The following is a 22,434-nucleotide window of genomic DNA, read 5'->3' as shown; positions in this document are numbered from 1 at the left end:
ATATACTTAAATTCAGTTGTCACAAATAGGCAATAACTCTTATTCTACAAAACCTTCTACCATAGATATTATTCCTCACTCAGACTAAAAGAAATAATATTTTTTATAAATTTGTAAATGAGTTAGTCTTCTCCTCTTTATTCTTCAACTCCAGCCATACGTGCATAAACCGCTCCAAGTGTTGGCATACCACCTTGTGCACCGAATTTCTCGACTGATAATGAAGCAGCAATATTTGCAAAATACACTGCCTGATCTAATGATTGCCCTTCAACTAAAGCATAAGCGAGTGCACCGTTAAACGTATCACCTGCACCTGTAGTATCTACCGCTCTCGTCAAATAACCCGGAACATGAATAGGATATTCACCATCAAAATAGCGTGCGCCATCACTACCTAGCGTCATTATCATTTTATTAGGATATTTTTCTAATGCTTGCTCAATATCATCTCCAAAAATTTCGGCACACTCCGTTTCATTTGGTGTGATATAAGTAATATCCTCCATCCATTGCACATCAAAATTTGTGGCCGGTGCTGGATTTAATAAAACAGGTACATTCGCTTCTTTGCAAAGTTTTATTGCATAAGCGGTCGTTTCCATTGGGATTTCTAGCTGCATAATGACCATCTGACTTTTTTGAATGATTTCTTTCGCTGCCTCTATATGCGCAGGCATTAATTCATAATTTGCCCCAGGCACTACAATGATTCGGTTATCATTATTGTAGAGTAAAATATTAGCAATCCCAGTAGGTGCCGATACACTTGTAATAGCATCAGTTTGAACATGCTCTTGCTGTAAAACAGTGCGCAATGTTTCACCAAAACTATCGGAGCCCACACAGCCGATCATTGTGACTTCACTTCCAAGACGTGCCGCAGCTACTGCCTGATTAGCCCCTTTGCCTCCTGGAATCGTTTGAAAATCTTTACCGAGGATCGTTTCTCCCTGCTTTGGAAAAACCCCCATTTGTACAACTAAATCCATATTTATGCTACCTATAACTGTAATCATCTTTATACCCTACCTTCCATCTTATTTTTTCATTTTAACTGAGAAATCCGTAGAAAGACAGGGCATTTACATTAGAAAATTGTGGAGTACTAATCTTCTTATTAGATGTTCTACTATGCCGTTTATCGTTACCCTATTTAAAGTTTTCCCAATAGACCTTTCCTTGCCTCTAATTCAATTTTTCTATCACAATCTTCACAGGAAAATTTCCCATTCATATTTTGTTTATATAATTTATATTTCTTTGTCCCTTCTACAACTTCAAATGTTTTCTTACAAAAAATACAACGAAGTAAATAGCTAATCATAATATTTCCTCCTTTAACCCGATGTAGTTTTTTGGGGAATATAGCACAAAATATAATGAAATCGACAATAGAATACTTATAATGCCGAAAATAATTGCAGTCATTTGAAGCATAAATAATTCTGCAAATAGACCTAATAGTAAGGTTAAGGAGATTTGTAAAATATTTTGAAAAATACTAGAAATACTACCGAATCTCCCCATCATTTCAGGCGGTACATTTTGCTGATAAAACGTTTCATAACCAGTATTACTAAATGCCATAAAAAAGCCTAGAAAAACTAAACTTACACATGCCAAAATACTTGATGTCGAAGCATAAAAGGCGGTGTAAAACAACATTGTCAGGAACAAACCAAAAGCTATATATGATCGAGTGGACCATTTTTTAGCGAAGCTTGCGGCAACCATTCCACCTATAATTGCTCCGGCTCCTGCACTACTTATAAAGGTTCCGTATAAGCTATCGGATAAAGCTAAATCTTGTTTTATAAATGTTGTTTCTTGAGAATCAAGCGCAAATGCAATCATAAACACACTTTGAAACAGTAAATAAATCGTTATAAATAATGAATTTTGTCGAATGAAAGCTATGACGGCTAGATAGTCACTTTTTAATAGGTGCCAAGTTATACGTTGCCGTAAAGTTTCCTTCAGCTCATCTACATCTGGTAAAAAGTAAATGATCAAAGCACAAACAAAAAATGTAAAGCTATTAAACCAAATCGTAACTGTCGTATTAAAAAGCATGATGAGGAGTCCTGCTAGTGCTGGACCTACTAAAAACGAGCCTGAATTGAACGTGCCAAGTATTGCGTTAAAACGTTGTCTATCTTCTGAGGGAACAAACTTTGTAATATAATAGGTACTACTAGGTCCAAAGAAACTACTCGCTATATTCGCTAAAAATAACAGCGTATAAATGAGCCAAATAGATTCCATAAAAGGCATACAAAAAACAATGAAACCTCGTATAATATCAGTTGCAATCATCAACTTGCGTTTATTCATACGATCAATAAAAGAGCCAGCTACCAAACTTGTTAAAACTCTTGCTATTGGTCCGACAATAAAAATTCCAGCCATCGCTGCCGGCGATTGTGTTAAATGCCATATAAATAAATTAAGCGCTACAAGGTAAATCCAGTCCCCTAATTTAGAAAAACCTAAGCCCCCAATTAACAAGCTGTATTTTTGCAGAATTGTCATGATAGTTCCGCCCCTTATATTTAGTAAGAGCTTACTTCCACTTTTCATAAAAGTTTTTTTCGGTAAATGTTCTATTAACTGAACTAAAGGACATTTCATTTATTTACCATAACTCTATTTATATATTATCAAAATATTGCTTCAATTTGTTATACTTCTTTTACAAATAATTAACAAATTACAATAACTAATGCTGTATTTTTATTATGTAAAGTGGTAAGGACTAATCATTTTCCAATCAATGAGTTTTTCACTACCTGAGCATTGTTCACTTCAACCCGGCAACTCTTTCCTTATGCAATAAAAAAACTGAAGACAACATCAAGTGTGTCTTCAGTCAAAAGGAAATTCCTTATTCTATTAATATGCAATACGTTTTGCTTCGTAAGCAGCGATTTGTTCTTCGTATTTAAAGGTTAGGGCAATTTCATCCCAACCATTTAGCAGTGTTTCTTTATAGTAAGGATCGATGCTAAAATTATAGACTGTACCATCTTCACCCGTTACTGTTTGTGCTTTAAGATTGACTTCCATCGTGTACGATTTTTCTAAGCCTTTTGCTAAAATTTCATCACACTCTGCTTCAGTTAGTTTGATTGGTAGAATCCCATTTTTGAAGCAGTTATTATGGAAAATATCTGCGAATGATGGTGCAATCACTACATTGAAGCCGTAATCTAAGATTGCCCACGGTGCATGTTCACGAGAAGAACCACAGCCGAAGTTATCTTGTGCTACTAAAATCTTAGAGTCTTTAAATTCAGGTTTGTTTAACACAAAGTCCTTTATTGCATTGCCCTCTGCATCGAAGCGCCAATGGTAAAATAAATACTGCCCAAACCCTGTACGCTCAATACGCTTTAAAAACTCTTTCGAAATAATTTGGTCTGTATCGACATTTTTACGATCAAGTGGTGTTATCACACTTTTTACGATATTAATTGGTTCCATTTGCAATCATCCCTTCCGTGTAAATGGAAATTACACAGTTTCCTTTACGAATTCACGAACATCCACAAAATGACCAGCAATTGCTGCCGCTGCTGCCATTGGCGGTGATACTAAGTGTGTACGAGAACCAGCTCCCTGGCGTCCTTCAAAGTTGCGGTTTGATGTTGATGCACAGCGTTCACCAGCTGGTACTACATCATCATTCATTGCCAGACACATCGAGCAACCCGTCTCACGCCATTCAAAGCCAGCATCTGTAAAGATTTTATCTAATCCTTCTGCTTCTGCTAGTTGTTTCGTCGAATAGGAGCCTGGAACAACGATCGCTGATACATTTTCATGTACCTTACGCCCTTCGATGACATTTGCAGCTGCACGTAAATCACTAATGCGTGAGTTTGTGCAAGAACCGATAAATACGTGTTGGATATCAATTGAAGTTAATGGTTGACCTTCCTCTAAGTCCATGTAGGCAAGTGCTTTACGAAGAGCTGCTTTATCTGATTCATCCTCATAATCTGCCTGTGTTGGAACATTACTTGAAACACCTGAACCCATTGACGGATTCGTTCCCCAAGTGATGAATGGCTCGATTTCTTCAGCTTGAATAATTCGAACTGTATCGTAAGTTGCATCTTCATCGGATGCTAAGCTTAACCAATACTTTGCCGCTTCCTCAAACTTTTCTTCTTGAGGTGCATGTTTGCGTCCACGGATATAATCAACAGTTGTTTGGTCAGGAGAAATTAGCCCAGCCTTTGCACCCGCCTCAATCGACATGTTACAAATTGTCATCCGTTCTTCCATAGAAAGTTTGTGGATAGCCTCTCCAGTGAATTCCACAATATATCCTGTGCCGACACCGATACCGAATTTAGAAATAATCGCTAGAATAATATCTTTTGCAGCTACACCTACAGATAGCTCACCTTCAACACGAATTTCCATTGTTTTTGGCTTGTTTTGCCATAGGGTTTGTGTTGACAATACATGTTCTACCTCAGATGTACCAATACCGAAGGCAATCGCTCCGAAAGCACCATGTGTAGACGTATGAGAGTCCCCACAGACAATCGTTTTACCAGGCTGAGTTAAGCCTAGCTCAGGCCCAATTACGTGGACAATTCCTTGGTCAGGGTGCCCCATCCCTGCAAGCTCAACGCCAAATTCTTCAGCGTTTTTAGCTAACGTCTCAATTTGGTTACGTGCAATTGGATCATGAATCGTCGGTAGATTTTTTGTAGGCACGTTATGATCCATTGTCGCAAAGCTTAAATCTGGACGACGCACTTGACGTCCGTTCAAACGTAGACCTTCAAAAGCTTGCGGAGAAGTTACTTCATGAATTAAATGGAGATCAATATATAACAGGTCCGGTTTGCCCTCTTCCTGATAAACAACATGTTTATCCCAAATCTTTTCAATTATATTTTTACCCATTATCTTCACTCATTTCTTAAATGTATGTTGTCATAATGCTTTCTGAAACAAAGCTTGTATCTATTTCGTTAATTACTTTATCTGTCCATTCATTCGTCGATAGTATACGACTGCCACCACGTGCAAGATCTGCGGTGAAGTAACCATCATCAAATACTGCACTTACAGCACGTTCGATTTCTGCTGCTTCTTCTTTTAAGCCAAATGAATATTGTAGCATCATGGCAACTGATAGAATTGTTGCTGCCGGATTAGCTACACCTTGGCCTGCGATTTCTGGTGCTGAGCCATGTACTGGTTCATATAGACCAAAATTATCTCCACGAATGGACGCAGAAGGTAATACGCCTAAAGAGCCTGTAATAACAGATGCTTCATCACTTAAAATATCTCCAAACATATTTTCAGTAACTACCACATCATATTGGCTAGGATTTGTAATTAATTTCATAGCAACTGAGTCTACTAAATTGTGCTCAACTTGCACATCTGGATACTCTTTTTTCTTCGCTTCTACAACTTCGCGCCATAAACGACTTGTTTCAAGTACATTGGCTTTATCAACAGAGCATAATTTGCCTCCACGTAAACGTGCTAATTCAAAGGCATTTTCAACAATACGCTCAACTTCTGCAGTTGAGTAAACAGTTGTATCTATCGCGCCATTCTCAGTACGCATACGTGGTTCCCCGAAGTATACGCCGCCTGTTAATTCACGTACAATCATTAAATCGACGTTTTCGGCTACTTCACGCTTTAATGGTGAAGCATCTAGTAAACTCGGGAACGCCTTTACTGGACGTAAGTTTGCGAATAAGTCAAAGTGTTTGCGAATACGTAATAATCCTTTTTCTGGACGTAATTCAGGTGGATTATTATCCCATTTCGGGCCACCAACGGCTCCAAGTAAAACTGCGTCACTATTTTCGCACATCTCAATTGTTTCGTCTGGTAGTGGATTATTGTGTTGGTCGATGGCAGCGCCTCCGATTGTTGCATAACCTAAATGGAATGTATGGTTGAATCGCTTACCAATCACCTGCAATACACGTACAGCAGAAGCAACAACCTCTGGCCCAATTCCGTCACCAGGAAGTACTGTAATTTTTTTCTCCATCGTCAAAACACCTTTCTTTGTATAGCGTTGACTACGCTATTTTAGTTAGACTCTCACCTATATGAATAGGTGAGGTCAGTAATATTACGACTACACGTAATTGGCATAATTGCGTTTGGAATATGCATTATGCTGATTCCATTCACTACCATCAAAATCTGCGACATTTACTGAAGCTTGAAGATCGATTAACTTACAGGCTGTGCACGAAGGCTTGCTTGTATCAAATGACGGTTAATGGCATTTAAATAAGCTTTTGCCGATGCTTCTAAAACATCCTGTGATGAGTTTCGTCCAGTAGTCGATAAATCATCGTATCGGATATTAATCACGGCTTCTCCTAGTGCATCTCGTCCCTTACCGACAGACTTAACACGGTAATCAATCACATGAATATCCCCTTGTACAAGTTGCTCAAGCGTATTGAAAATGGCTTCCACCGAGCCTGAACCAGTTGCAACAACTGTCTTCTCTATACCTTCTGGTGTTAAAACAATCGCTGTTGCTGTTGGTATATTTTCTGTACCATATTGCACCTGTACCATCTTTAGTTCGTAAAGTGGAACATCTTCTATTTGAATTTGTTGCTCAGTAAGAAGCGTTAGTAAGTCTTCTTCCGTAATTTCTTTTTTACGGTCAGCCAATTTTTTAAATTCAGTAAATGCTTTATTTAGTTTTTCATCCGAAAGATGGAAGCCCATTGTTTCTGCTCGGTCACGGAATGCTGCGCGACCTGAGTGTTTACCAAGAACGAGCGGTACCTCCCCTTCACCAATAAGAGCAGGTGAAATAATTTCATACGTTTCAGGATTTTTTAACACACCATCTTGGTGAATACCTGATTCGTGTGCAAATGCGTTTTTACCAACAATCGCTTTATTCGGCTGAATAACCACATTCGTGAGCTTACTGACTAATTGAGATGTCCGCTTAATTTCTTGTAAATGAATACCTGTTTCTACAGGGTAAATATCTTTACGGATATGAAGGGCAACTGCGATTTCTTCAAGCGCAACATTTCCAGCCCGCTCTCCGATACCGTTAATCGTGCCCTCTACTTGTGAGGCACCATTTTCAATGGCAGCAATCGTGTTAGCGGTTGCCATACCTAAATCATCATGGCAATGTGCAGAGAATTTTACCTGTTCCGCACCTTTTACGTTTTCAAGTAGGAATTTAAATAATGCACCATATTCTTGTGGTGATGCATATCCTACTGTGTCAGGTACATTTATGGTTGTCGCACCTGCCGCAACAACTTCATTCATAATACGTACTAAAAATTCATGATCTGAGCGGAATGCATCTTCTGCAGACCATTGTACAAGCGGAAAGAATTTTTTCGCATATTTTACGGCTTCCACCGCTTGTTCTACCACTTGATCAGGTGATTTTTTCAGCTTGTATTCCATATGAATTGGAGAAGTTGCTAGGAAAATATGAATATGTGGTTGTTCGGCCACTTTAATGGCTTCCCAAGTTGTGTCGATATCTTTTTGTACACAGCGAGCTAAACCTGTTACGATCGAGTTTTTCACTGTTCCAGCAATACGGTTTACCGCCTCAAAGTCACCGGGTGACGAAGCAGGAAAACCTGCTTCAATAATTGTCACACCTAGGCGCTCCAGTTGCTTCGCGATTTCAATCTTCTCTGCGGTGTTTAGATTAATCCCAGCAGATTGTTCGCCGTCGCGAAGTGTTGTATCGAAAATATCAATTTTTCGCACTTGTAGCCACTTCTCTCACAACTTTTTCTTTACCTTCGTTGATGAATGGCATCATTGCACGTAATTTAGCACCAACTTCTTCGATTTGGTGATTTGCACCAGCTTCTTTGAATTTTGTATAGTCTGGACGACCGTTTTCGTTTTCTTGAATCCAACGACGAGCGAATGTACCATCTTGAATATCCGTTAATACATCTTTCATACGAGCTTTTACAGAGTCGTCGATAAGACGTGGTCCTGCCACATAGTCACCCCACTCTGCAGTATCCGATACTGAGTAACGCATTGTTGCCATACCACCTTCAAACATTAGGTCAACAATTAATTTTAGTTCGTGAAGCGTTTCAAAGTATGCTAATTCTGGTTGGTAGCCAGCTTCTACTAATGTTTCGAAACCTGCTTTTACTAATTGTGTAGCACCACCGCAAAGTACTGCTTGCTCACCGAATAAATCAGTTTCAGTTTCTTCTTTGAATGATGTTTCAAGTAAACCGCCACGAGCTGCACCGATTCCTTTACCGTAAGCTAGAGCTAAATCTTTTGCTTGACCAGTTGCATCTTGATGAATTGCGAATAAACCTGGTACACCAGCACCTTCTTGGAATTGACGACGAACTAAGTGTCCTGGACCTTTTGGTGCAACTAAGAATACGTCCACATCTGCTGGTGGTGTAATTTGACCGAAGTGAATGTTGAAGCCGTGTGCAAACATAAGTGCTTTACCCGCTTCAAGATGTGGAGCGATTTCAGCCTCATATACAGCTTTTTGACGCTCATCTGGAAGTAAAATTTGGATAACATCTGCTTCTTGCGCTGCTTCAGCAACAGTCTTTACATCTAATCCATCCGCTTTTGCTGCATCGAAAGATCCGCCTGGACGAACTCCTACTACTACATCGAATCCTGATTCTTTAAGGTTTAGTGCATGTGCATGACCTTGTGAACCATAACCGATGATTGCGATTTTTTTCCCTTTTAATACTTCCTCGTTGATGTTTTGATCATAATACATAGTAGCCATTGTTTGTTTCCTCCTAATTTTTGGTTTGTTTTTTTAAACTTCGGATGCTAGTAAACCACTAAGGTCTATGTATCCAAAGCTATCCATTTTATATGCAAACTATTTTAAAATAGAGAGCTGCGTATTTGAGATTTTTTGTGTTTCACGAACAGATGCAGTAGCCCCTGTACGCGTTAATTCTTTAATACCATAAGGTCGAATTAGTTCAATAAAAGCATCAATCTTATCTGGATCTCCTACTACTTGATAGGTGACAACGTTTTTCGCTGTATCAATAATTTGCGGACGGAATGGTTCAACAATTGAATTCATTTCCAGTCGTAAATTTGGTGGTGAAATTACCTTTACAAGCGCTAACTCGCGAAGCACGATTGATTTGTCTGTAATGTCATTGACCTTTAACACATCAATTTGCTTAGATAATTGCTTCACTAGCTGTTCAATCTTACGCTCATCCTCAACGTTTACAACAAAAGTCATTTTCGAGAAGTTTGGCTGTTCAGTATGACCAACTGTGATTGATTCAATATTGAATTGACGCTTCATAAGTAAACCTGTTACACGGTTTAAGACACCACTTTGGTTAATCACTGTTACTGTAATTACTCGTTTCAATTCTTTTTCACCCCAATCATTTCATGTAAGCCTTTGCCTGGTGCTACCATTGGGTAAACACATTGAAGCTGTTTAACACGACAATCAATTAACACTGGCTCATCAGAAAGTAGTGCCTCGCGGAAAATACTTTCCGCTTCATCAATTGTGTTAATTCGATAGCCCTTCAGATCATATGCATCAGCTAATTTAACAAAGTCTGGTTGGATCGGCATAAGTGAAGATGAATAACGCTCCTCGTAGAATGTTTCTTGCCATTGGCGAACCATTCCTAAACAACTGTTATTTAAAATCACCACTTTTACCGGTAAGTTGAATTCTTGCAGTATAGAAAGCTCTTGCGCAGTCATTTGGAATCCTGCATCACCCACAATAGCAACAACTTTTTTGTCTGGCTTCGCAAACTGGGCGCCAATTGCAGCCGGGAAGCCGAAGCCCATCGTACCAAGTCCACCAGACGTTACCCATCCATGATCATTGTTTAATCGATAATATTGCGCAGCCCACATTTGATGCTGTCCAACATCTGTCGTGACAATTGCATCACCTTCTGTAATTTTATGCACAAGCTCTAATGCTTCCTGCGGTAAAACTTCTTTGTCCCCCGGCTCCTTGCTGTACCATAATGGATATTCCTTTGCATGATTATTTAAGTATGTTAGCCATTCTGTTGTATCTGGACCATCGAAGTCTTTTTTCAATAATGCTTTTAATGCTTCTTTAGCATCTGCAACGATCGGAATATCTGTCGGAACATTTTTTCCAATTTCCGCTGGATCAATATCGATGTGTACGATTGTTGCATTTGGAGCAAATGTAGCCAAATTACCAGTTAAACGGTCATCGAAGCGAGCTCCGATATTCAACAATAAGTCTGATTTTGTAATAGCTGTATTCGCTGTTACAGTTCCATGCATTCCTGCCATACCGATGAATAATTCATGCTCTCCATGGATTGAACCAAGTCCTAGTAAAGTGTTTGCAACTGGAATTTGGTATTTTTCAGCGAATGCTGTTAACTCTTCTTTGGCATCTGCAAAAAGGACACCAGCTCCAGCTAAAATGACTGGATTTTTGGCCAATGAAATCGCCTGTATAGCCTTTTGAATTTGTAAATAATTTGGTTTGTACGTTGGTTGATAACCCGGTAAATATATTTCTTCAGGAGCCTGTGGTGGGTTCTCCACATCAAACAACATTTGAGATACGTTTTTCGGGAAATCTACTACAACAGGTCCCTTTCGACCAGTGCTTGCAATATGGAAAGCCTCTTTAACAATACGCGGGATATCATTAACATCCTGCACCTGATAATTGTGCTTCGTAATTGGTGTCGTAATGCCCATAATGTCCGCTTCTTGGAAAGCATCCGTACCAATCACAGATGTTGAAACTTGACCTGTGAATACAACTAATGGAATGGAATCAATCATCGCATCGGCAATACCAGTTACTAAGTTTGTTGCCCCCGGACCGCTTGTTGCAATAACAACACCAGGTTTATTGGAAACACGTGCATAACCTTCCGCTGCATGGATTGCACCTTGTTCATGTCTAGTTAAAATATGACGAACCGGATTTTTATACATGGCATCATAAATTGGTAGTACCGCTCCACCAGGGTAACCAAAAACAATTTCAACACCTTGTTCATGTAGTGCTTGCACTAATACGTCAGCACCATCTTTCGCTTGATAGGTTTGTTCAGCTTTTGCTGTTGTTGCTAATTCTTCTTTTTCATCGATAGAAACATTCGTACTCATCAAATATGCCTCCTTCTTATCATTCAATTTCACATCAGTAATGCGCATCATTGAAGTATTACAAGCTGGTTATCTCCTTGAAAAGAGATGACAGACTCTTTCTAACTTCGAAAAAAGATAAAAAGCCCTTTTCTCCACACGCAAAGAATTACCTTACGTAGGGATGAAAAAGACTTTCCATGGTACCACCCTTTTTTATAGCAAATAATTGCTACCTCGTGAATAAATATAAGCATTTATGCACCAATGCGAGATCATTCGCATCCAATATGGTGTCATAAATTATTTATTCATTAATAACGAGCACTTTCGATTATGCCCGGAGCTATCTAATGGCGAACACGCTTTTAATAGCTCGCTCCGAGGGGATGTCGGATCTAGTTGTATCGCCGGCTTCCAGCACGACCGGCTCTCTGGTAGATACAAGGCTCTAGAACCTTTAACCTCATCAACGCTTTAACTATTTAAATTTTCATAACGCCACCTGTAGAGGCGTTTGTTACTAGTTTTGAATATCTTGCTAGCCAACCGCGCTTAATTTTCGGTTCAAATACCGGTAGTTTTGCACGGCGTTCAGCTAATACTTCATCTGAAACTTCTAAATTGATCGTACGATTTGGTAGATCAATTGTGATCATGTCTCCGTTCTCTACTAAAGCGATTGGACCGCCTTCTGCTGCCTCTGGTGAAATATGTCCGATTGAAATACCACGAGATGCACCTGAGAAACGTCCATCTGTGATTAACGCAACCTTTGTACCAAGTCCACGTCCTTGAATCGCAGACGTTGGTGCAAGCATTTCAGGCATCCCTGGGCCACCTTTTGGTCCTTCGTAGCGAATGACGACTACATGGCCCTCTTTTACCGTCCCGTTATCGATATTTTCCTGTGCTGCTTCTTGTGAATCAAAGACGACTGCTTCGCCCCTGAATACTTTAATAGAAGGGTCTACAGCGCCTACTTTAATAACAGAACCCTCTGGCGCGATATTACCAAATAACACCGATAATCCACCAACTGGGCTATACGGATTGTCTTTCGTACGAATAACTTCATCATTTATAATATGATAATCCTTTACAAGCTCACCCATTGTTACTCCTGCAACTGTCGGTCGATCTGGGTGAATAGCACCTGGAATAGATGTTAATTCATTAATAATGGCACTAACGCCACCTGCTTTATTTATATCATCCATTGAAATATCTGAAGCAGGCATAATTTTCGCTAGATATGGAACACGCTCTGCTACTTTATTAATATCTTCAATGTTATAATCGATTTCAGCTTCATTGGCGATTGCTAATGTATGGAGAACTGTATTAGTCGAACCACCCATCGCCATATCAAGTGCAAATGCATCATCAATTGCTTCTTTAGTAATAATGTCACGAGGCTTGATGTCCTCTTTAATCATACGGACTAATTGTTTAGCAGCTTCTTTAATAAGCTTATGGCGCTCTTCAGAAGTAGCTACGATTGTTCCATTACCAGGTAAAGCTACTCCTAGCATTTCCATTAAGCAGTTCATAGAGTTTGCAGTAAACATTCCTGAACATGAACCACATGTTGGACATGCATTGTTTTCAATATCTAACAGCTCTTCAGATGACATTTTGCCTGATTTAAGAGCTCCTACACCTTCAAAAACTGAAGTTAATGAAAGCTGCTTGCCACTAGCAGAAGTACCTGCCTCCATTGGACCACCCGATACGAAGATTGATGGTACATTGGTACGAACTGCTGCCATTAACATCCCCGGTGTGATTTTGTCACAGTTAGGAATATAGAACACGCCATCGAACCAGTGTGCATTAATAACTGTTTCAGCAGAGTCTGCGATAATTTCACGGCTTGGTAACGAGTAACGCATACCAATATGCCCCATTGCAATACCATCATCTACACCGATTGTATTAAATTCGAATGGAATTCCACCCGCTTCAATAATGGCCTCTTTGACTACATCAGCAAATGTTCGTAAATGAACGTGACCTGGTATAATGTCGATATAAGAATTACAAACCCCGATAAATGGCTTGCCTAAATCTTTCGCTTTTACTTTGCCTGTTGCATATAAAAGACTTCGATGTGGCGCACGATCTACGCCTACTTTAATCATGTCACTTCTCATTTTAAACGCCCCTCATTTATTGCTATGTTCGTTGCTATATACAAAATGTTCTGTCTATTCCGTTTTTACGTATATGTCAATCGCCTAGAAGACGACTAACTGCTGTAACGAACGTGTTAAATTGTTGTAATCATAGTACGAAAAAAAGGTCTCGTCAACAGTATTTTTTGAATTGTCCAAACAATTTAAATAATCTTCAAAATTTGAAATCGTTTTCATGCTGATTAATTATCGTTTTTATCTCGCTTTAGTGAATATTTTGACATTTCGTTCAAATTTTAATTTTTTTAATAATCTATCAATATTTTTACCAAATCCTTCAAAAGCGATGAACGGCAATTAAGGAGATTGCGCTTATAATGTAAATAACTTTCTTAAGTACCCTGTCAAAAACACATTATCAGGATCATATTGACTTCGAATCGCTAAAAATTTTTCAACATCTGGGTATAGCTCATATACATAATTAGCAGTTAAATGACTTAGTTTGCCCCAATGTGGTCGTCCCTTATATTTCTTCATCATCGTCTGGACCCATTCAAAATAAGGCCCTTCCTGCATTCCTTTATACATATGAAAAGCAATAAACGCTGATTCTTGCCCTTGGGTAGGACTTAAAAAACCTGCTTCACCTGCTGTCGTCCGACATTCTAACGGAAAATGCACATTAAAAATTCCACTTTTAAAGGTTGCGTGGATCTCCTCCATACATGACTCAAATTGCGTTAATGGAATAGCATATTCACTTTCTTGGAACTTTACGCTACGAGGAGAAGGATAAATTTCATAGCTAATCCCTGTTTTCTCCCCTTCGACAACATTGGCTGCTGCTAATTTACTCATAGCACCACTTAATGAAGGCTTCCATTTGCAAAGCTCAGACATAGCAAAAAAAGCACCGTTCTCTACTATTTGCAGTTTCAATGTTTCTATCCTCTTACTCCAATCACTTTGATAAACAGGCTCTACAGCGTTCATACGCTTCACTTGAATTGTTTCGCTACCCGGGAAATAAAACCACTCTACATGTCGATTCTGTCGAATATCTTCAGCAAAAATCGCCATCCCGTTTTCTAAAGTATCTCTTGTGCTCACATAATGTAAGCTATATAGAGGTATCACCTTAATCGTTACTTTCACAAGTACACCTAGCATACCTAGTGAAACATGCAAAGCTTCAGATAAATCATCCATTCCTCTCATATGCTCCCTATAAGTACCAGTACCATCTACAAAACCCCATCTTGTTACAGCTGAGGATAACGACCCGAGTTTTACACCCGTTCCATGGGTACCCGTTGACACTGCTCCTGCAATCGTTTGCTCCTGAATATCGCCCATATTTATTAGGGCAAAGCCATGCTTCGCAAGTAATGGGCCTATTTCATATAAATACGTTCCAGCCGAAAGAGTCGCTTCTTGTTTCTCTTCATTCACAGCTATAAGCCCACGCATATTATGTAAAGAAAGTGCTAAATGCTCAGGCATCGCAACAGCGCTAAAGGAGTGAGCTGCACCTGTGACACGAATCGTTTTTCCTAATTCACGTGCATGCCTCACGATATTTGTCACCTCTTCAATAGATTGAGGTAAGTACATCTCAGACGGATACGAGATGACATTACCAGCCCAGTTTGTCCACTTCTGACCATTTTTCCACTTATCTATAGAAAACATTGACCATCCCCCCTATAGGTTGAATAAGCTCCTACATGCTTGTCCCCTCTAATCCCATGTAGTTCTTGAAATCTTTCACAAAGTTCTCCAGCCTTCGCATGTCGGAAATATAGCGTGTCCCCTACATTGACTTTTTTATGTTTTACCTTAACGGGTGTCTGAACTTCTCCTGCTCCTTCTAGGTTAAGATATGAAAAAAAGGTTGGTTCATAGAATACCGGTAATCGATCAGCACTAATTGCTCCAGATGCCGTATAACCTCCACCATGGCAAACAACAATATTTTTTTCTGGCTTTCTTGTTACACTTAAAGCAAATCCAGCTGCCTTTTCCAGCTGTAAATGCGTAAATTGATCAAACAAAGCTGGTGCATAAAATGCAGAGCCAACCGTTATTTCTGTTACCTCCTTCTGTTGTGCCGTGTATGCCATACTTCCTGAACCTCCACCATTTACAAAGTGCAAGCTTGGAAAATATGCTTTTATATGTGCAATGGCTAATCTACGAAACTGGGTAACTTGCTTTTTAGCTTGCAACTGCATTACTTCAATAAGTTTTCCTTTCACAGCATTTGCTGGACGATTACCGACTCCTGCAATTTGAGCCTCGTAGCCCATCGCTCCAACCACTTCAATAAATGCTTGATTTTTAATATATTCGAGGAATGGTGTTAGTGACTCCTGTGAATGAAGCGAAGAGCGTTTTGTACCAAAATAAAGCAGCTTAAAATCATTGGATACATTAATATCAATACATACCTGCACACGAACATCTAGCTCTTGCCCTAGCTCCGCCAAAAATTTGACATGCTCCTGCTTATCCACCATAAAAGTGATAGTTTTCCCCGCTTTTACAAAGTGCAATAACTGACGAACAGAAGCTTCTTCCATCACCGGATATCCTAGCAGTAAATCATCAAAATGCTGTTGCAGTAAAAATAGTGTTTCTGCCGCTGTAAATGTCATAAATCCTTTCACATTGGAGAGATTACTTTGTAAATAGCGTAATATCTCTACAGAACGAATCGATTTCGTAGCAATACGTATATTTTTCTGCCCACAAGAGTCGTGTACAGTAGCAATATTGTGATCCAGTGCATCAAAGTCCAACCAAGCAAATGGACGCTCTAGTTCATGGAACGCTCGATCAAATCTAGTGGTCATCCTATCACTCCTTTGTTTGTACTTTGTCTTTGACATTTACCTTAGAAATTCCTTTTAGTAAGGTTTTTCTATGCAAATTCTATCAGGACAAATAAAAAACAACCGTGGACATGTAATCAAATTTGTCTTCACGGTTGTTTTAATAATGGACAAGCATTTAACTCACCTTTCTATTTTTTAGAGATTACGAGGAGAATATAAAATCCGCTGCTAAATTCAACAAAACTAGCAGATGTAAACCCGCAATAAGAATTCCTTGGCGATTTAATCGTTTCATAGCTGTCATATTCATATAGACCACTCTCCTTTTTTCACATTATACGCTCAGAAAAATCAATTTTCAAACTATTCGTAATATTAAATATGATTCATTTTTCTGACAAACAGGCCCAAATATGGCATGATAAAAGTGAAATTATACCTATAGGGATAGTGAAAAAGTTGAAAAAGGCTTTATTAGTAATTGATTATACGTATGATTTTGTCGCTTCTGATGGAAAACTAACATGCGGGGAGCCCGGTCAAGTATTATTAGATCAATTTCGCCTTGGCGTAATTGCGTCCGGATTTTGAATTGTGTACGCACAATTCATTCCTTTCAAAATCCGTGACATCCGCCGGAGGCTTTATCTTCATTCAATTGATATTTGGATATCCACAAAAGTAACTGCATTCAACTCACACCTATAGAAATGGATGACTCTGCTGAATGAAGTTAAAAAAATTTCATCCTTAATTCAAAAATTTATTGCTGAAAAAGAGTTTGTTGTTTTTGCGAATGATCTACATGAGGAAGATGATCCATTCCATCCTGAAACCAAGCTATTTCCTCCTCCTAATATTCGCGACACTAAAGGACGTCACTTATACGGACAAGTTGGTAAAATGTATAACCTTCACAAAGATAAAGTGATGTGGCTCGATAAAACGCGTTATAGCGCATTTGCCGGAACCAATTTATCGATTTTATTGAATGAGCGAGGAATCAAAGAAATTCATTTAGTTGGCGTTTGTACTGATATTTGTATTTTACATACAGCCGTTGATGCTTATAATTTGAGCATTTCAACGGTTGTTTATGCAGATGGTGTTGCAAGTTTTGACGCTGCAGGTCATGAATAGGCATTGCTTCATATTGAACATACACTAGGTGCAACAGTTTGTTAATTAATCAATTTGCCTTGGCGTCATTGTAGTTTCTTTGCTACAGAAAAAAATACTTACAGCTATTTTTTGCGCAAAAATGAAGCGTCAAAAAATGACTTTTGTCTATGCAAAATCGAAGCGTTAGCATAAGCTGAATGAAGATAAAAACCTTATTGAGAATTTGTAATAATTACTAAGAAGCAAGACGCGTAATATACTCCATTCAGGGCATAACTAAATAATCGCCATTATATCTTAGTTTAAGGAGATGAAAAAAATGATTAGCTTCATTTGGTATTTAATCATCGGCGGAGTATTAGGTTGGTTAGCTGGCGTCATTTTAGGTAAAAATGTACCCGGCGGCATCATTGGGAATATTGTTGCAGGGGTTGTCGGTTCGTGGATCGGTAGTATGGTTCTTGGCAACTGGGGTTGGCGAGTTAGTAATTTTTACGTATTCCCCGCATTAATCGGTGCTGTCGTGCTGATCTTCATCGTAAGCATTATTTTAAAGGGTATGCGTAAAGCAACCTAAATATGTAATAAAGAGCCATCATTTTTGATGGCTCTTTACTTGTTCTAAAAAAATTGTGTCCATAAAAATAAAATGGCTCTTCGGCAAAACGAGTGGTTGATTTCCGTTCCGACTGGGCGCTTTCCTGGCTCTTTACTTTTCTTTATAAAGGACTACTTCCTTTAGCTCATCATGATAATCATTATACAAATGGAAATAATGTAATACCTTTTTAACATATTCATCACTGTGATTGTATGTATAGACCGCTTGCTGAATATGATCATCTGCTGCACCATTTTTCGATAAATAATTCGCAGCACTAAATATAGCGTCCTCAATATCATAAGGATCTGCAATGCCGTCTCCATTAGCATCTACGCCATATCCACCATATTTTTTTATGGTTTCTAAATTCATTAATTCTGCCTTCGATATATCCCCTTTTCCTAATCCCGAGCAGGAAGGATGTTTCCAGCCGACAAATGTACAAGGCATAAATTGCATCGGACCTTCAGCCCCAGCTGATGAAACGAGCGATTTCATTGTAGAGAAGCGTGTTTCAATTCGATGATGGGCGGCAAGCAACGTCCAAGGCACACCGTATTTCTCTTCCGCTGCTACATAGATGGGAATATATTGCTCAGGAATGTTCATATCGAAATTTTGTTGGATTTCTTCTAGCTCTTTTTGCTTTGCTAATTTTTCAAATATAGTTAATGTTTGCAGCTCCTTCCATGCAAAAAAGGCGAAAACGCACACAGTTATCGCTATTGGTATTAGTAAAGCTATCATGCCTAATTGAACGGAAGGCGATAGCATCGGTTTTGTCTTCTTTTTTTTCGCCATATGTCACACCTAATCTCTCTTATACTATTTCTATTTTACCAAAATTACCGTTTTATGTAGTAGATTTTTCCGAATATAATTACCACTACTTTAACAGTTGAAAAGAAAGGGAAAAATATAGTAAAATATAATTCGATTAATTTATAGGGATAATTATAGGAGGAATTTGTTTTGTGGAAAGACTTTAAAGAGTTTGCTATGAAAGGCAATATTGTCGATCTAGCAGTGGCAGTAGTAATCGGTGGTGCTTTCGGTAAAATTGTTACCTCCTTAGTTGAAAATATCATTATGCCATTAGTCGGTGTCTTAACTGGTGGTGTTGATTTAACAAAAAGCTTTGCTTATGGTTCAGGTGATGCACAAATAAAATTAGGTGTATTTTTACAGTCTATTCTTGACTTTTTCATTATCGCCTTTGCAATTTTCATGGCATTACAAATTATGACCAAACTATCTCGTAAAAAAGAAGAGGCTGTTGTGGAAGAACCAACACCCGAATTGGATTCTAAAGAAGAGCTTCTAAAAGAAATTCGAGATTTATTAAAAAAAGAGCAAGCTTAAATCATATTCAAAAAGAATCTGCCTCTTACCACGGATAATAAGCCGCGGTAAGAGGCAGATTCTTTTTTATTGAAGAGATTTATTTTTTATGGACGCAAATTCCATGGTTCAAATACGCCGACATGTGTTTCCGGTATTTCCAATTTTATTGCATCAATAATTCCTTGTGCAATTTCACCATTTGTTAGCCATCTCGAAGAATTATTGTCTTCTATGATGAATCCAAGCTTCACCTCCCGATAAACTATATTAGAAGGTAAATAATTTTTTGTACGGTCATTATTTACATAAGAGCTACTTCCTTTTATATGGTATATAATCAAATTTTTCGTAGTAGAAATTGCTTCAAAAAGTGACTCCCAAATTCTTTTATCCGAGCCATGAATCCAAGCAATTATACAATCAAATGATCCATTAGTTTTTTGGGACTCTATTAATACCGATTTAAAGCTATTGTAATTCGTATAATCAACTAATAAAGGTGACAATTTCGAATCATTTTTAGCTTCATTTATCAAATTTTGCATTTTCTTTTGTTGTCTCCCGATAACGGTTACATGATTATCTTGCTGTATAAGCCATACAGAAACACCCTTTAGCATTCCTGTTCCACCTATTACTAGCCAATTTTTCATTTAATTTTCTCTCCTTCCTTATCTCCTACTATTCCTAGACGATTTAATATAAACAATCTCTCTAATTTTCTGAAATTATCTTGTTCTTCTTAAGTATACATGTTAAATTGGTAACTATTATTGAGAATATAGGGAAAAGAAGTACTAGTCTTTTAGATATTTTGACTCCCCGTTATTATGATAAAGAAAAGAGTGACGACATGACAAACAACAGAAGTATTGAAACAAAACTCGTACAACTTGGGAATTTAAGTGATCCTATAACAGGTGCTGTCAGCCCACCAATCCATTTATCGACAGCTTACAAACATACAGGTATCGGTGAATCCACTGGTTTTGATTATACACGTACAAAAAATCCAACTCGTGCCCTATTAGAAGCCGGAATTGCTGATTTAGAGGGCGGAGATATGGGCTTTGCCTGTAGCTCTGGTATGGCGGCCATTCAACTAGTTCTATCATTGTTTAAACCTGGTGATGAATTAGTGGTGCCTGATGATTTATATGGTGGTACATATCGACTTTTTAATTTCTTTGAAGAAACATATAATATTAAGCCTGTCTACTCAAAATTTGAATCGGTTGAACAGGTAGAAGCATTAATCAACGACAATACGCGTGCTCTATTCATTGAAACGCCGACAAATCCACTTATGCAGGAATTTGATTTGCAAGCATATGGGGAATTAGCTCACAAGCATGGGGCATGGTTAATTGTCGATAACACGTTCTATACACCATATTTCCAACGTCCGATCGAATTAGGTGCAGACATTGTTATTCATTCGGCGACTAAATATATTGGCGGACATAATGATGTGTTAGCTGGTTTAGTTGTCGCCAAAGGTGCTGAATTAGCAGAACGTATTGGCTTTATTCATAATGGCAGCGGTATGGTGTTAGGTCCGATGGATTCCTGGTTACTTATTCGCGGATTAAAAACATTGCATCTTCGATTAAAGCAACATGATGCGAACGCGAAAGCAATTGCTGCCTATTTAGAGGTAGAAGAGCTTGTAACAGACGTGCTCTACACAGGAAAAGGTGGTATGCTTTCATTCCGCTTGAAAAAGGCCGAGTGGATTGACCCATTCCTTCGAAACTTGAAGTTAATTACCTTCGCTGAAAGTCTTGGTGGTGTTGAAAGCTTTATTACGTATCCTGCTACTCAAACACATGCGGATATGCCTTATGAAGAGCGCATTGAACGTGGTGTATGTGATCGATTACTCCGCTTCTCTATTGGAGTTGAAGAGGCAGAAGATTTAATTGCGGATTTAAAACAAGTATTCGATATCCTTAGAAAAGAGGCTTAATGATGAAGCAGCATATTGAAACAAGCTTAATTCACGCAGGTGTTCGTGACGGTTATGAAAATAAAAAAGGTGCAGTCAATGTGCCTATGTATGTATCATCAACTTTCCATCAGGAGAGTATCGATGAATTCGGTGAATATGATTATGCACGTTCTGGCAACCCTACGCGTGATGCATTAGAAAAAGCAGTAGCAGAGCTTGAAGGTGGTGTACGAGCGCATGCATATTCTTCTGGAATTGCCGCGGTATCTGCAGCATTAATGTTATTATCTCAAGGTGATCATATAGTCATTACAGAGGATGTTTATGGAGGAACATACCGCTTCGTTTCAAAAGTCTTACCACGCTTCGGTATTTCCCATACTTTCGTTGATTTCACAGATTTAGCGGCGGTAGAAGCAGCCATTACACCAGCTACAAAACTACTATATATGGAAACACCGTCGAATCCAACACTTGGCATCACAGATATTCGCGGAGTAGTAGCACTTGCCAAGCAGCATAATTGCTTAACGTTTTTAGACAATACTTTTATGACACCTTTACACCAACGTCCACTTGAGCTAGGTGTTGATGTTGTTATTCATAGTGCTACAAAGTTTTTATCTGGGCACTCTGATATTATCGCAGGATTAACAGTAACTGCTGACGAAAAGATTGGTCAGGATCTTTACTTTATCCAAAATTCATTCGGCAATATATTAGGTGTACAGGACTGCTTTACTTTATTGCAAAATATGAAAACAACAGATGTGCGTTTTAGTCGATCTGCTGAATCGGCACAAAAGATTGCAGCTTTTTTAGACACAAATGATCTTGTCGAGCAAGTATACTACCCTGGGCTTACATCACATCCTGGTTATGAGATTCATCAAAGTCAGACTACGAGTGCAGGTGCAGTACTATCCTTCCGCCTACCAAATTATGAAGCTGCAAAGGCACTTGTGGAAGCGATGAAAATTCCAGTGTTCGCTGTCTCTCTAGGTGGCGTTGAATCGATTTTATCCTACCCTGCAAAAATGAGTCATGCAGCAATGGAGCCCGAGGAGCGTGCAAAACGTGGTATTACTGATGGTTTATTACGTTTCTCAGTAGGGCTTGAGCATGTTGACGATCTGATTGCAGATTTCGCTCAGGCATTAGAGGTTGCCGTAAAGGTTATTTAAAGATAGACATAATAGGTCAAAATCTTAAAAAGCGCAAGAAATCAATTTTAGAAACGTTGATTTCTTGCGCTTTTTTGATATAGAATTTTTGCTTTGAACTATA

General features: G+C 38.6%; 21 protein-coding genes. 6 read left to right on the top strand and 15 right to left on the bottom strand.

Annotated elements, in window-relative coordinates:
- Positions 1-137: 137 nt before the first annotated feature.
- The 13 genes from rbsK to ACFCYJ_RS03820 form a co-directional block, all read right to left on the bottom strand.
- Positions 138-1,019 carry a ribokinase gene (rbsK, locus tag ACFCYJ_RS03880; RefSeq protein WP_376070922.1) on the bottom strand — a complete coding sequence of 294 codons (882 nt, stop codon included), beginning with the start codon at positions 1,017-1,019 and terminating at the stop codon, positions 138-140.
- 137 nt (positions 1,020-1,156) lie between these two features.
- Positions 1,157-1,327: a hypothetical protein gene (locus ACFCYJ_RS03875; protein WP_376070920.1), complete on the bottom strand. Its 171-nt coding sequence runs from the start codon at positions 1,325-1,327 to the stop codon at positions 1,157-1,159.
- The gene (locus tag ACFCYJ_RS03870) at positions 1,324-2,535 is read right to left on the bottom strand and encodes an MFS transporter (RefSeq protein ID WP_376070917.1); all 1,212 of its coding nucleotides are present in this window, start codon (positions 2,533-2,535) and stop codon (positions 1,324-1,326) included. The genes ACFCYJ_RS03875 and ACFCYJ_RS03870 overlap by 4 nt, the downstream gene beginning before the upstream one ends.
- A 360-nt stretch (positions 2,536-2,895) precedes the next feature.
- Positions 2,896-3,486: a 3-isopropylmalate dehydratase small subunit gene (gene leuD / locus ACFCYJ_RS03865; protein WP_376070914.1), complete on the bottom strand. Its 591-nt coding sequence runs from the start codon at positions 3,484-3,486 to the stop codon at positions 2,896-2,898.
- A gap of 30 nt (positions 3,487-3,516) precedes the next feature.
- Entirely contained in the window at positions 3,517-4,926 is a 1,410-nt protein-coding gene (gene leuC, locus ACFCYJ_RS03860) for a 3-isopropylmalate dehydratase large subunit (RefSeq protein ID WP_376070911.1), read from the bottom strand.
- Positions 4,927-4,942: 16 nt separating this feature from the next.
- Positions 4,943-6,043 (bottom strand): 3-isopropylmalate dehydrogenase, encoded by a 1,101-nt coding sequence (gene leuB / locus ACFCYJ_RS03855; protein ID WP_376070908.1) that lies wholly within the window; start codon positions 6,041-6,043, stop codon positions 4,943-4,945.
- 188 nt (positions 6,044-6,231) lie between these two features.
- Positions 6,232-7,770: a 2-isopropylmalate synthase gene (locus ACFCYJ_RS03850; RefSeq protein ID WP_376070906.1), complete on the bottom strand. Its 1,539-nt coding sequence runs from the start codon at positions 7,768-7,770 to the stop codon at positions 6,232-6,234.
- Positions 7,757-8,791 carry a ketol-acid reductoisomerase gene (gene ilvC / locus ACFCYJ_RS03845; protein WP_376070903.1) on the bottom strand — a complete coding sequence of 345 codons (1,035 nt, stop codon included), beginning with the start codon at positions 8,789-8,791 and terminating at the stop codon, positions 7,757-7,759. The genes ACFCYJ_RS03850 and ilvC overlap by 14 nt, the downstream gene beginning before the upstream one ends.
- A gap of 99 nt (positions 8,792-8,890) precedes the next feature.
- Positions 8,891-9,406 carry an acetolactate synthase small subunit gene (ilvN, locus tag ACFCYJ_RS03840; RefSeq protein ID WP_049664470.1) on the bottom strand — a complete coding sequence of 172 codons (516 nt, stop codon included), beginning with the start codon at positions 9,404-9,406 and terminating at the stop codon, positions 8,891-8,893.
- Positions 9,403-11,169 carry a biosynthetic-type acetolactate synthase large subunit gene (gene ilvB / locus ACFCYJ_RS03835; RefSeq protein WP_376070899.1) on the bottom strand — a complete coding sequence of 589 codons (1,767 nt, stop codon included), beginning with the start codon at positions 11,167-11,169 and terminating at the stop codon, positions 9,403-9,405. The genes ilvN and ilvB overlap by 4 nt, the downstream gene beginning before the upstream one ends.
- Positions 11,170-11,633: 464 nt before the next feature.
- Complete coding sequence (gene ilvD, locus ACFCYJ_RS03830; RefSeq protein WP_376070896.1) at positions 11,634-13,304, bottom strand: dihydroxy-acid dehydratase; 1,671 nt, start codon at positions 13,302-13,304, stop codon at positions 11,634-11,636.
- A 354-nt stretch (positions 13,305-13,658) separates the two neighbouring features.
- Positions 13,659-14,981 (bottom strand): D-arabinono-1,4-lactone oxidase, encoded by a 1,323-nt coding sequence (locus ACFCYJ_RS03825; RefSeq protein WP_376070894.1) that lies wholly within the window; start codon positions 14,979-14,981, stop codon positions 13,659-13,661.
- Positions 14,969-16,144, bottom strand: coding sequence for an amino acid deaminase/aldolase (locus tag ACFCYJ_RS03820; RefSeq protein WP_376070891.1), 1,176 nt, complete (start codon positions 16,142-16,144; stop codon positions 14,969-14,971). The genes ACFCYJ_RS03825 and ACFCYJ_RS03820 overlap by 13 nt, the downstream gene beginning before the upstream one ends.
- A 432-nt stretch (positions 16,145-16,576) precedes the next feature.
- On the opposite strand from ACFCYJ_RS03820, the gene ACFCYJ_RS03815 reads away from it, so the two are divergent.
- The 3 genes from ACFCYJ_RS03815 (at position 16,577) to ACFCYJ_RS03805 (ending at position 17,825) form a co-directional block, all read left to right on the top strand.
- Complete coding sequence (locus tag ACFCYJ_RS03815; RefSeq protein ID WP_376070889.1) at positions 16,577-16,717, top strand: hypothetical protein; 141 nt, start codon at positions 16,577-16,579, stop codon at positions 16,715-16,717.
- Positions 16,718-16,840: 123 nt separating this feature from the next.
- Positions 16,841-17,266: a cysteine hydrolase family protein gene (locus tag ACFCYJ_RS03810; RefSeq protein ID WP_376070886.1), complete on the top strand. Its 426-nt coding sequence runs from the start codon at positions 16,841-16,843 to the stop codon at positions 17,264-17,266.
- A 301-nt stretch (positions 17,267-17,567) separates the two neighbouring features.
- On the top strand, positions 17,568-17,825 hold the full coding sequence (locus tag ACFCYJ_RS03805; RefSeq protein ID WP_370080445.1) for a GlsB/YeaQ/YmgE family stress response membrane protein: 258 nt from the start codon (positions 17,568-17,570) through the stop codon (positions 17,823-17,825).
- 132 nt (positions 17,826-17,957) lie between these two features.
- On the opposite strand, the gene ACFCYJ_RS03800 is transcribed toward ACFCYJ_RS03805, so the two are convergent.
- Positions 17,958-18,653, bottom strand: a complete 696-nt coding sequence (locus ACFCYJ_RS03800; RefSeq protein WP_376070883.1) for a lytic transglycosylase domain-containing protein — start codon at positions 18,651-18,653, stop codon at positions 17,958-17,960.
- A gap of 171 nt (positions 18,654-18,824) precedes the next feature.
- Between ACFCYJ_RS03800 and mscL the strand changes: the two genes are divergently transcribed.
- A complete protein-coding gene (gene mscL, locus ACFCYJ_RS03795; RefSeq protein ID WP_376070881.1) occupies positions 18,825-19,214 on the top strand; it encodes a large conductance mechanosensitive channel protein MscL in 390 nt (129 codons plus the stop codon).
- A gap of 86 nt (positions 19,215-19,300) precedes the next feature.
- On the opposite strand, the gene ACFCYJ_RS03790 is transcribed toward mscL, so the two are convergent.
- Complete coding sequence (locus ACFCYJ_RS03790) at positions 19,301-19,849, bottom strand: Rossmann-fold NAD(P)-binding domain-containing protein (RefSeq protein WP_376070878.1); 549 nt, start codon at positions 19,847-19,849, stop codon at positions 19,301-19,303.
- Between the two features lie 200 nt (positions 19,850-20,049).
- Between ACFCYJ_RS03790 and ACFCYJ_RS03785 the strand changes: the two genes are divergently transcribed.
- Positions 20,050-21,165, top strand: coding sequence for a methionine biosynthesis PLP-dependent protein (locus tag ACFCYJ_RS03785; protein ID WP_376070875.1), 1,116 nt, complete (start codon positions 20,050-20,052; stop codon positions 21,163-21,165).
- A 2-nt stretch (positions 21,166-21,167) separates the two neighbouring features.
- Positions 21,168-22,331: an aminotransferase class I/II-fold pyridoxal phosphate-dependent enzyme gene (locus ACFCYJ_RS03780; protein ID WP_376071221.1), complete on the top strand. Its 1,164-nt coding sequence runs from the start codon at positions 21,168-21,170 to the stop codon at positions 22,329-22,331.
- Positions 22,332-22,434: the final 103 nt, after the last annotated feature.

Origin of the sequence: Lysinibacillus sp. NPDC056232 (assembly GCF_042267565.1) — a bacterium.
Taxonomy (GTDB): domain Bacteria; phylum Bacillota; class Bacilli; order Bacillales_A; family Planococcaceae; genus Lysinibacillus.
This window is presented reverse-complemented; position numbering and strand designations above follow the sequence as displayed.